At 44.9% G+C, this 10,515-nt stretch carries 12 protein-coding genes; 2 read left to right on the top strand and 10 right to left on the bottom strand.

Annotation, left to right across the window (positions count from 1 at the left end):
- Positions 1-186, bottom strand: a 186-nt coding sequence (locus IM322_RS18250) for a hypothetical protein (protein ID WP_287699203.1), incomplete at its 3' end; no start/stop codon positions are given.
- A gap of 136 nt (positions 187-322) precedes the next feature.
- Positions 323-1,021 (bottom strand): PEP-CTERM sorting domain-containing protein, encoded by a 699-nt coding sequence (locus IM322_RS18245; protein WP_002763653.1) that lies wholly within the window; start codon positions 1,019-1,021, stop codon positions 323-325.
- Positions 1,022-1,468: 447 nt separating this feature from the next.
- Between IM322_RS18245 and IM322_RS18240 the strand changes: the two genes are divergently transcribed.
- On the top strand, positions 1,469-3,640 hold the full coding sequence (locus IM322_RS18240) for a glutamine synthetase III family protein (RefSeq protein WP_287673969.1): 2,172 nt from the start codon (positions 1,469-1,471) through the stop codon (positions 3,638-3,640).
- A 113-nt stretch (positions 3,641-3,753) separates the two neighbouring features.
- Positions 3,754-5,223 (top strand): carotenoid oxygenase family protein, encoded by a 1,470-nt coding sequence (locus tag IM322_RS18235; RefSeq protein ID WP_287673967.1) that lies wholly within the window; start codon positions 3,754-3,756, stop codon positions 5,221-5,223.
- A gap of 44 nt (positions 5,224-5,267) precedes the next feature.
- Here IM322_RS18235 and IM322_RS18230 read toward each other — a convergent pair whose 3' ends face one another.
- The 8 genes from IM322_RS18230 to IM322_RS18195 form a co-directional block, all read right to left on the bottom strand.
- A complete protein-coding gene (locus IM322_RS18230) occupies positions 5,268-6,143 on the bottom strand; it encodes a Tab2/Atab2 family RNA-binding protein (RefSeq protein WP_287673965.1) in 876 nt (291 codons plus the stop codon).
- A gap of 235 nt (positions 6,144-6,378) precedes the next feature.
- Complete coding sequence (locus IM322_RS18225) at positions 6,379-7,398, bottom strand: glycosyltransferase (RefSeq protein WP_286825940.1); 1,020 nt, start codon at positions 7,396-7,398, stop codon at positions 6,379-6,381.
- Positions 7,399-7,509: 111 nt separating this feature from the next.
- Positions 7,510-7,833 (bottom strand): DUF3593 domain-containing protein, encoded by a 324-nt coding sequence (locus IM322_RS18220; RefSeq protein WP_287673962.1) that lies wholly within the window; start codon positions 7,831-7,833, stop codon positions 7,510-7,512.
- Positions 7,826-8,137: a DUF2499 domain-containing protein gene (locus IM322_RS18215; RefSeq protein ID WP_002803528.1), complete on the bottom strand. Its 312-nt coding sequence runs from the start codon at positions 8,135-8,137 to the stop codon at positions 7,826-7,828. Before IM322_RS18215 ends, IM322_RS18220 begins: the two co-directional genes overlap by 8 nt.
- 108 nt (positions 8,138-8,245) lie before the next feature.
- On the bottom strand, positions 8,246-9,229 hold the full coding sequence (gshB, locus tag IM322_RS18210; protein WP_287673961.1) for a glutathione synthase: 984 nt from the start codon (positions 9,227-9,229) through the stop codon (positions 8,246-8,248).
- 15 nt (positions 9,230-9,244) lie between these two features.
- Positions 9,245-9,505 (bottom strand): glutaredoxin 3, encoded by a 261-nt coding sequence (grxC, locus tag IM322_RS18205; RefSeq protein ID WP_287673960.1) that lies wholly within the window; start codon positions 9,503-9,505, stop codon positions 9,245-9,247.
- 63 nt (positions 9,506-9,568) lie between these two features.
- Complete coding sequence (locus tag IM322_RS18200) at positions 9,569-10,207, bottom strand: hypothetical protein (RefSeq protein WP_287673959.1); 639 nt, start codon at positions 10,205-10,207, stop codon at positions 9,569-9,571.
- Positions 10,204-10,515, bottom strand: a 312-nt coding sequence (locus IM322_RS18195; protein ID WP_287713289.1) for a zinc ribbon domain-containing protein, incomplete at its 5' end; no start/stop codon positions are given. The genes IM322_RS18200 and IM322_RS18195, both read right to left, overlap by 4 nt.

Raw genomic sequence — 10,515 nt, 5'->3', positions numbered from 1 at the left:
GGCGAGCGTTTCTGTATTAGGAATTTGAACATCAAAGGGAAAACCTTGATGAAAATCGACATCAGATAAGGCTGGATGCTGGATTTTTTGTAGCAGAAGCTGTTGTTCTTCGTCAGTTAAGGAAAGGATAATTTGAGCAAGAGAATCAATTAGTTTAGTATTGATTGCAGCAGCAGATTGACTCATGATTAAAAAAGTTATGGAGATCGATACAGTTGCCTGAATCTAATCTAGCGCGAGTTGGCAACCCCCAAACAAAAACAGGGCAGGCAAGACACCTACCCCGCTTAGGATGAGTTAGCAACCAATCCTACTAATATTTCTAATTCAAATGGCGCTTGAGTGCCGCTCCCGCACCCAACAAGCCCAATGCCAGTAAACCCAAGCCCGAACTTGGCTCAGGAATCGGAGTACCCTGCAAGTTCAGAGTCCAACCATTACCGAGAGAGCCACCAGAGGACATAGCATTATCCGAAATCGTCAGCCGCCAAGTGCCGCTGGATAGTTGGCCACCCAAAGAAGCCAGCATGGGAACCGCAGTGCCGCTGTTCGCACCGGTGGGGAAGTAGTCGCCGCCGGGGATGACAAAAGCACTACCCCCTGAAGCCGCCACCGCCCAGAGGTCGCCAGTAAAGGCATCATTAAAGCTGTAGTTGTTGCCCCCGGCGAAGTTGCTGTCATCGCCAAGCCCAGAGCCAACGCGACCGATCCGGTTGAACAGGCTCACCGTCGTCGCGGTATCGACGTGAGTGAGGGTGGCAATCAGATCGCCGATCCGGCCGTGGATCGGGTTATTGAGGGTGACGGTGATGTTGGTGATCGAGAAGTTGGAACTGGTGGGAACGGTAATAGTGCTGGAAGCACCTGTGGCGTTGTTGTCGGGGATGTTGAAACCAGTACCAGTTCCAGTAAAGGTGACGGCGCTGGCGGGGAGGACAGTCATTCCAGCGATCGCGCTAACTGTGCCAGCGAGGACAACACCAGAGAGAGAGAGAGATTTGAAGGTAGTTGTAGAATTCATGAACAATTTTGGATAAATTCCCCCAGGATTCTACCCCCCCCCCCGATTTTGTCAAGTATCGCTTTTTTATCGATTGCATAGATGTATAGAGTTTTATCTCCAGAAAACGGGTTTCTCAAAGAAACCCGTTTTCTCAGTTCCCCTGCATGGGTCAAGAGGGAGTGAGGTGCGATCGCTTGGGGAAGATCGGGTTTGGGATATTTGTAATGTTTGATACAAAGATCTGGATTATCTGTTCTTAAGATGAAGGCTGGTGTTGCTAATTGATCGGGAAAGAGGCGGGCGCGAGCAGATAAAAACCGCACAGAAGCTTGTGCCGTGGGATCGAAATTATTGAGCGGAGAATAGCCTCTGACCGAAATTCAACATCAAAATTAGGAGGAAACTTGTCATCGCCTAAGTAAAGTAACCATTCATCCACGACACAACACAATAGGAAAAATACTTATGAGTTATGGAACGCGTGTTCAAGCTATCTCTCAAGTAACGGATCGTAAACCCCTACCGAGCAAAATTCCGCAACGTTTAGAGGCCCTCTGGGCAACCGATGTTTTTACCCTGAGCAAAATGCAGGCCAGTCTGCCGAAAGACGTATTCAAATCGGTCAAAAACACGATTTTAACCGGTGGAAAATTAGACGTTTCCATCGCCGGTGCGGTAGCGGCTGCGATGAAAGATTGGGCCACGTCCAAAGGGGCGCTGTACTATGCTCACGTCTTCTATCCGATGACTAACGCCACCGCCGAAAAACATGATGGTTTTATCTCCGTGCAGAGCGACGGTTCGGTGATCACAGAATTTACGGGCAAAGTCTTAGTACAGGGTGAACCGGACGGCTCCTCCTTTCCTAACGGCGGACTTCGCTCCACCTTTGAAGCGCGGGGTTACACCGCTTGGGATGTCACCAGTCCAGCCTACGTCATGGAGACGGATAATGGTGTAACCCTGTGTATCCCCACGGTGTTCATCTCTTGGACAGGAGAGGCCCTCGACAAAAAAACGCCGCTTTTACGCTCGATTTCATCGATGAGTAAAGCCGCCACCAGGGTGCTGAAGCTCTTAGGACATACGGAAGTCGCCCCCGTTAACTCCAGCTGCGGTGCTGAACAGGAATATTTCCTCGTAGATGCTCATTTTGCCCATAGTCGCCCCGATTTACTGCTCACCGGTCGCACCCTATTTGGTAAACCCGCCGCTAAGGGTCAACAGTTCGACGATCATTATTTTGGCGCGATTCCCGAACGGGTTCAGGTGTTTATGCAGGAAGTCGAGGAAAGAATGTATCGCCTCGGCATTCCGGCCAAAACCCGCCATAATGAAGTCGCTCCCGGACAGTTCGAGATTGCCCCCTTTTTCGAGGCCGCTAACGTGGCCAGTGACCATCAGCAGTTAATTATGACTTTGCTGAAAAGTACGGCTAAAAAACACGGTTTTGTTTGCCTACTGCACGAAAAACCCTTTGCAGGGATTAATGGTTCGGGAAAACACGTTAACTGGTCTGTCGGCAACGCTACCCAGGGCAATCTGCTGGATCCGGGCGATACTCCCCACGCTAATATGCAGTTTTTGTTATTCTGTGGGGCGGTTATTCGTGGTGTTCACAAGTACGGACCGCTTTTACGCGCAGTGGTGGCTACCGCCAGCAATGATCACCGTTTGGGGGCAAATGAAGCTCCTCCCGCCATTATTTCGGTATATTTGGGCAGCCAGTTAGAAAAGGTATTCGACCAAATTAGCCAAGGACAAATTGGGGGTTCTGATGCCCCAGGGTTGATGGATCTGGGTGTCGATACCCTGCCGGTATTTCCCAAGGATCCAGGCGATCGCAATCGTACCTCTCCCTTTGCTTTTACGGGCAATCGCTTTGAATTCCGCGCCGTGGGTTCTAATCAGTCAGTTTCCGGGCCGCTGGTGGCGATGAACACGATTCTAGCGGATTCCCTGACTTGGGTGGCGGATAACTTAGAAAGCCGGATGAAAGCAGGGGAAGACCTCAAGACTGCTGCCCAGGGTGTTCTCAAGGAGATCATGGACAAACACAGAAATGTGATCTTCGGAGGTAACGGATATTCCCCGGAATGGCACAAAATGGCGGTAGAAGAGCGCGGTTTAGCTAATCTCCGCACCACTGCCGATGCTTTACCCGTGCTGAAGGCCGATTATATCGAAGAACTGTTTACCCGCATGGGTGTGTTTACTCCCGTTGAACTGGAAAGTCGTTTTGATGTCTATGCGGAACAGTATTTACTGGCCATCGAGGTGGAGGCGAAACTGGTGGTAAGTATGGCTAAAACGATTATTTATCCCGCTGCCGTTCGCTACTTGTCGGAATTGTCTTTGGCGATCGCTAATGCGGCGGCGATCGGTATCGAGATCGATAAGGAAAGCGCCCAAACTGTCTCGAATCTAATTAAATTACTGATGGATGGCGTTAGCAAACTGAGTGCGGCCATAGCTAAACAGGATTTTGCCTCGATCGAGGAACATATGCAGTATTCCGCTCAAACGATCCGTCTCTTGATGGATAAGGTGCGCGAATATGCTGACACACTGGAAGGGGAAGTGGCCGACAATTTCTGGCCCTTACCTACCTATCAAGAAATGTTGTTTGTTAAATAACATGACGACAAGGAGGGGGTGAATAGCTGGAAAAATGATTCGCCACCCCCTTCTTTTTAGCTCTGGTAGTTTTAAGTTATGTTAAGAAAAGTAAATACAAACGTAAAACTACTATGGTATTAACTCCGACAATTGGCGAAAAATCCTATAATCGTCAGGATTGGCAAAAAGGCTATCAATCCCAACCTAACGAGTACGATTACGAGGTAGAAGACATCGAGGGGCAAATTCCCCCCGATTTACAGGGTACAGTCTTTAAAAACGGCCCCGGTTTACTCGATATCGCTGGCACTGCGATCGCTCATCCCTTCGATGGGGATGGTATGATCAGTGCGATTAGCTTCAATCATGGGCGCGTACATTATCGTAATCGTTTTGTGAAAACTGAGGGTTATCTCCAGGAACAGAAAGCGGGAAAACCCCTTTATCGCGGAGTTTTCGGCACGAAAAAACCGGGGGGAATTTTCGGCAATGCTTTTGATTTGCGTCTGAAAAATATTGCTAATACTAATGTTATCTACTGGGGTAATAAATTACTGGCACTTTGGGAAGCGGCCGAACCCCATCGCCTCGATGCTAAAACCCTTGATACTATTGGTTTAGACTATCTCGATGGTATCTTAGAAAAAGGCGATTCTTTTGCAGCTCATCCTCGCATCGATCCCGCTTGTATCTTCGATAATCATCAACCTTGTCTGGTAAATTTTGCCATTAAAACGGGTTTGTCGAGTTCCATTACTCTCTACGAAATTAGTCCCACGGGTAAGTTATTACGTCGTCATACCCACAGTATACCGGGCTTCTGTTTTATCCACGATTTTGTTATTACTCCCCACTACGCTATCTTTTTCCAAAACCCGGTTAGTTATAATCCTTTTCCCTTTCTTTTTGGGTTAAAAGGTGCGGGAGAATGCGTCATCAATCAACCGGACAAGTTAACTAAGATTATTATTATCCCCCGGGATCCTAACAAAAGAGAAGTGAAAGTTTTAGAAACTCCATCAGGTTTTGTGTTCCATCATAGCAATGCTTTTGAACAAGGGGAGAAAATTTATATCGATTCTATTTGTTATCAATCCTTACCACAACTGGATTCAAATAGCAATTTTCAATCGGTAGATTTTGATAGTTTAGCTCCCGGACATCTGTGGCGATTTACACTAAATTTATCAGAAAATACCGTTACAAGAGAATGTATTCTAGAGCATTGTTGTGAGTTTCCCAGCATTAATCCTGCAAAAGTTGGTCGAGATTACCGTTATTTATACATCGCTGCCACTCATCATGCCACTGGTAATGCTCCTTTGCAAGCAATCTTAAAACTGGACTTATTAACGGGAGAAAAACAGTTACATTCTTTTGCTCCTCGGGGATTTGCGGGTGAACCAATTTTTGTGCCTAAACCCGATGGAATTGCTGAAGATGATGGTTGGTTATTGGTAGTCACTTACGATGCGGCCAATCATCGATCGAATGTGGTAATCTTAGATGCTAAAGATATCACTAATTCCCTAGGGATTATTCATCTTAAACATCATATTCCCTACGGGTTACACGGTAGTTGGACTAGACAATGTTTTTAAGTTAATTCTGTGGGGGTGGATTGAAAACCCACCTTTACTAAACTTTACTCTTGATAGCCTTCTTGTAATAGCCAAAAACCAGCGAAGGATTCCGATTCAGGGTTAGATTGAATGGCTAAAAAATGCAGATTATTCGCTTTTTGTTTAGCTTCTTCAAAGTTTTTGGCTTCGGTTAAAGTCTCGGCATTAGTGACGTTGACGAGAATCCAGCTATCACTAGCACCCGTTTCTAAACGTAGCAGAGGACGAGAACCAGTTTCTAACTTTAAATAGGCCATTTCTAACCCTGACATCCAACCAGCTAAGGGTAAAGCGCGGGGAGAAAAAATAACTAAACCGGGGATTTTTTGATTCTCATCTAATCCCATCCCTAGTATAGGCAAATTTTCTCCGAAGCTAATATCCCAATCTTTTATATCATTAAAAGAAGACAATTCTAGCGTGACAAAAGCCCATTTATCTGCCTTATCTCCCCGGACAGCATCGGGAAGGGGAACCGCATTTAAAGGAGGATAATTCACGGAAGCGGTTTTAGTTAAATTTTGATCATAACCAACTTCTTGAGGGTAGAAATTAACCATTCTTTCTTCTATCCATCTAGTTAAAGCATGAGTGCGACGACTAGGGGAAGCGGGAATACCGATATCCTCGCAAGCTTTGCTAATCATGTTATTCATCTGACGACGGAAAAAGCGAATTTTTTTGGGAGTTACTCCCGCTTCCTTGATAGCTGCAGTAACTGCCTCTCCTAACCATTGGGAATTAACCATCGTATTAGGACAATAACTGGCATATTTAAATAGTGTATCGGAGGAGCGATCGATTGTTGCCGGAGTTTCACAGATTAACAATTCCCATCTTTTTTTATTATTTTCATCCACCACCGGCCGCGAATAAAAATCAAGTTCCCAAATAGTCATATTTTTTTCAGTTATCAGTTATCAGTTATCAGTTATCAGAACGTAGGTTGGGTTGAAGCATGAAACCCAACACCCGCTCATGTTACGAAGTGCGCTAACCCATCCTACAAATAATTGTGCCTCCCTACTTAAGTGTGCAGTATGTATTAAGTGGGCAGTATTAAATAGCAGCTTCCTACTGTCTTTTTACTGTTCACTGTTTACTGATTACTGCTCACTGATTACTGATTACTGTTTACTGCTCACTGAAAAATCCCCTATCCCCGACAACAGTACGAACGCGGTAGATAGGACGTTTTTGGGATTCATGGTAAGTTCGCATCAAAATTTCTGCCAAAAGACCAAAACAGAGTAATTGTACCCCAGTTAAAAAGAATAACACGGCCAGGATTAACAAAGGTCGATCGCCGATTTCTTGTCCGAAACCGAGTTTGAGAATAGTCAGATAAGTGCCTAAAATAATCCCCACTACCATCGATAAAAGTCCGTAGAATCCAAAAATGTGCATCGGACGGGTGAGGAACTTTTTCATAAAAAAGACAGTAAATAAGTCCATAATCACGCGAATTGTGCGACCTAAACCATATTTACTCTGTCCGAACCGTCTAGCGTGGTGATTAACGGGAATTTCGGTTATTTTTGCCCCTTCAATAAAAGCTAATGCGGGTAAAAAGCGATGTAATTCCCCGTAGAGATTCATATCGGCGACTAATTCGGCTCGATAGGCTTTCAAAGAACAACCGTAGTCGTGTAATTTGACCCCTGTTACCTTTGCTATCAGCCAATTAGCTATTTTTGAGGGTAAAAGCCGTTTTACCCGGTCATCTTGGCGATTTTTGCGCCAGCCACTCACGAGGTCATAACCTTCCTCTAATTTGGCCAATAATAGGGGTATATCATTGGGATCGTTCTGTAAATCGCCGTCGAGGGTAACGATGACCTGTCCCGTGGCATAATTAAATCCGGCAGCCATGGCGGGGGTTTGTCCGTAGTTGCGTCGCAATATTACCGCCTTGAGATCATCGCGATTTTTGGCTAAATTAGTTAAAACCTCGGTGGAACCGTCCTTAGAACCGTCGTCAACACAGATAATCTCGTAGTTAATTTGATAAGAACGCAAAATCGTGGCGATACTCTCGACGAGATGGGGGATACTGTCCACTTCGTTATAAATGGGAACCACTACCGATAAAGTCTGGATAGCAGCCTGCGGGTTTGGTTCGTTGACACTGATGGACGGTGTAATCGGGGACATATTTGACTGACGCGGGGACGTTTTGGGGCGATTGTATCACAATTCAGTTATCAGTTATCAGATGTGAGTTGTCAGATGTGAGTTGTCAGTTCACTGATTACTGTTTACTGTTCACTGTTCACTGCTCCCTGTTCCCTGTTCCCCTTTCTCTGTTTCCTTTTTCGCTAAAATTGCCTGACGAAAACCTAAGACAACGAGAATATTGGAGAGGGTGAGGAAAAGTTCGGCGCTGCCGTGTAACCAATCGACGTTAGCCAATTCTTGACCATAGTGGATTTTGGCGTAGATACCGGCAGGAATGGTGATAAAAACGAAGATTAACAGCACATAAAAGCCAATTAAGGCTAAACGGGGCATTTTTCCCGAACGAGTGATCAACCAAAGAAACCCCAGATAGGGAAACAGGGAGATGGCAAATAAACTCTCTTTATTCATTGTTAACGCTAATTTTACTGGAACGCCACAGCCACCAACCGGCAGCACAGAGGGTAAAATTTCCTAAGACAGTCATGGCTGCCTGTAGGGTGACTAACCAGGATAAGGCACTGATATTATCAAAAAAATGCCATGTACAGGCACACATGGCCCCAATTAAAGCGGGTAACATCCCCCAAGATAACATTCGCCACGATCGATCGCTACTGATGTCGCCATAGGTCCACACTAACCAGATCGCCGCTATCCATTCTACGACACTCGATACATGAACCATCCACGTCGGTATTGATAAAGCATTCATTTTTTTACAGTTATCAGTTATCAGTTATCAGTTATCAGATTTGAGTTTTAAGTGAGCAGTATTAAATAGAAGTTTCCTACTGTCTTTTCACTGATTACTGTTTACTGTTCACTGAAAATACTCCCCATTTCCCCAAAAATTTTCTAGCCATTTAATCACCTGTTGACCTAAGCTAACATTGTTTAATCGATCGATCTCGCGAATGCCGGTGGGACTGGTGACATTAACTTCCGTGAGATAGCCACCAATCACATCTAATCCGACAAAATATAGGCCATCTTCTCGTAATTTTGGGGCTAAAGTGGCACAGATTTCTAATTCTCGAGCGGTGATTTCTGTTTTTGCCACTCGTCCACCCACGGCCATATTACCGCGAAATTCTGAACCGGTGGGAATACGATTAACTGCCCCGATCGGTTCACCATTGAGGACAATAATGCGTTTATCTCCTTCTTGGGCAGCTGGTAAATAATCTTGAATCATTACCGGTTCTTGTCCCCATTTTGTGCTAATTTCAATCATTGAATTGAGATTGCGATCTTCGGGACTAAGAAATAAAATTCCCTCCCCTGCTTTGCCCCCTAAAGGTTTCATAACTGCCGCCCCTTTTTGGTTGACAAATTCCCTAATTGTCGCTTTATCTTGGGAAACAATTGTGGCGGGCATTACCTGAGAAAAGTGAATAGTATATAACTTTTCGTTGGCATGGCGTAAACCCCTAGTTGAGTTAATTACTTTGGTTTTTTTGGGGTCGATCAGGTCTAATAAATAGGTGGCATAAAGATAGGCAATCGTCACGGGAGGATCTTTTCGCATCCAGACAAAATTGAAGTTTTCTAGACAGGTAAAAACTGTCTCTTGTCTTTGATACCATTGAGATACAGCCACCCAATGATTATCTTTTAACTCCACAGGAACCAGTTCAATTCTGGTTAGTTTTGCCCAAGCTTTTCCCGCAATCGCACTGAGATTAGTGATGGAAGTCATCCAGACTTCATGGCCTAATAATTGGGCAGCTTCCATGATAGCTACACTGGTATCATGGCCCGGATCTAAATACTCGATCGGATCGATAATAAAGGCTAGTTTCATTAATAGTTTTTATCCTTAATTCTGCAACAGGGGAGCTAAACCACCACTTCTATCTAAAGCATAGATGTCATCGCAGCCCCCGATGTGTTGATCGTTTATAAAAATTTGTGGTACACTTGTACGACCATTGGCTCGATCGGACATTTTGGCTCGCGCTCTTTCATCACCATCGATACAATATTCGGTAAACTCCACCCCTTTTTTGTTGAGTAATGCTTTAGCACGGATACAGAAAGGACAGGAACTCCAAGTATATATCTCAACATTAGCGGCCATAAAATTTATCTCCCTTCTTTACATATCTTAAATTTTAGCCGATAACCGAGCAGTGATCTTCCTTCAGGTCAGAAAACGCCAATTAGGGCGATTCCACTGATATATCCCTTGTATTTCCCATTCTTCACCGTTTTGAAAGCGAATACGGCAACTAACAGGGGGGGAATCATCCTCACTTTCCTTTACTCCTATTACCTCCCAGGGAAACCAGTCGCAACTATCGGGAGCGTCTGCGGGAATCCATTCCCATAATCCATTAGACACCTCGATCGTATCTCCCGCCTGTAATTTTTCTCTGGTTAACCTTAATTTTTGTAAATATTCTTGCCAATGAATCGGTTTTATGCTGTTCAACCAAGCCAAGCCATACTGATCGCGGATAAATTGTACCGCACCAGAAGGGCGATCGTTAAGCCAATCATTGAGAAGGGAACTTTTCCAAGCTAAATTTTCCCGTTCTTGTTTGAGGATAAATTCCAGCAAAATCTCCCTTTGCATAGATGTTAATTCGTCTAGGGGATTGCCATCAGCGAGGGAATTTCGCTCAAAAAACACCTCTAACAAAATTTCTTTTTGTTGTTGATTGAGAGGACAGAATAAAGCCTCACACTGGAGAAAAGCCGCTTTGAGAGTGGTTTCAATCTCATCTCGATCCTTGACATCCTCACCGCCGTAAAACGGACGGTGATTCCCAAACCTCACGATTTAGGTTTCTGCTTCTTTCCCTTGCGGGGTTCCGCACCGGCCTTAACAGATTTACTCTGTTCTGGTCTTATGGTCGCTCTACAGACTGACACCGCAAGTCCTGCGGCCAAAATGTTTTTACTGGCGTTAATATCTCGGTCATGGTGCGTCCCGCAGTCTGGACAGTCCCATTCTCGAACATTTAACGGCATCTTCTCAGCAATATACCCGCAATTACTACACCTTTTAGAGCTAGGAAACCATCTATCTATTTCGATGTAATTTCTCCCATACCAACGGCATTTATAGGCTAATTGTCGAGTTAT

Origin of the sequence: Microcystis sp. M109S1, from assembly GCF_020247025.1 — a bacterium.
GTDB lineage: Bacteria > Cyanobacteriota > Cyanobacteriia > Cyanobacteriales > Microcystaceae > Microcystis.
The sequence above is the reverse complement of the archived record's forward strand: the minus strand, read 5'-3'. Positions and strand labels throughout refer to the sequence as shown.

Excerpts from the sequence above, each read along its gene's own strand:
- IM322_RS18245 (WP_002763653.1), bottom strand. The coding sequence starts at position 1,021 with ATGAATTCTACAACTACCTTCAAATCTCTCTCTCTCTCTGGTGTTGTC.
- IM322_RS18240 (WP_287673969.1), top strand. The coding sequence starts at position 1,469 with ATGAGTTATGGAACGCGTGTTCAAGCTATCTCTCAAGTAACGGATCGT.
- IM322_RS18235 (WP_287673967.1), top strand. The coding sequence starts at position 3,754 with ATGGTATTAACTCCGACAATTGGCGAAAAATCCTATAATCGTCAGGAT.
- IM322_RS18230 (WP_287673965.1), bottom strand. The coding sequence starts at position 6,143 with ATGACTATTTGGGAACTTGATTTTTATTCGCGGCCGGTGGTGGATGAA.
- IM322_RS18225 (WP_286825940.1), bottom strand. The coding sequence starts at position 7,398 with ATGTCCCCGATTACACCGTCCATCAGTGTCAACGAACCAAACCCGCAG.
- IM322_RS18220 (WP_287673962.1), bottom strand. The coding sequence starts at position 7,833 with ATGAATAAAGAGAGTTTATTTGCCATCTCCCTGTTTCCCTATCTGGGG.
- IM322_RS18215 (WP_002803528.1), bottom strand. The coding sequence starts at position 8,137 with ATGAATGCTTTATCAATACCGACGTGGATGGTTCATGTATCGAGTGTC.
- gshB (WP_287673961.1), bottom strand. The coding sequence starts at position 9,229 with ATGAAACTAGCCTTTATTATCGATCCGATCGAGTATTTAGATCCGGGC.
- grxC (WP_287673960.1), bottom strand. The coding sequence starts at position 9,505 with ATGGCCGCTAATGTTGAGATATATACTTGGAGTTCCTGTCCTTTCTGT.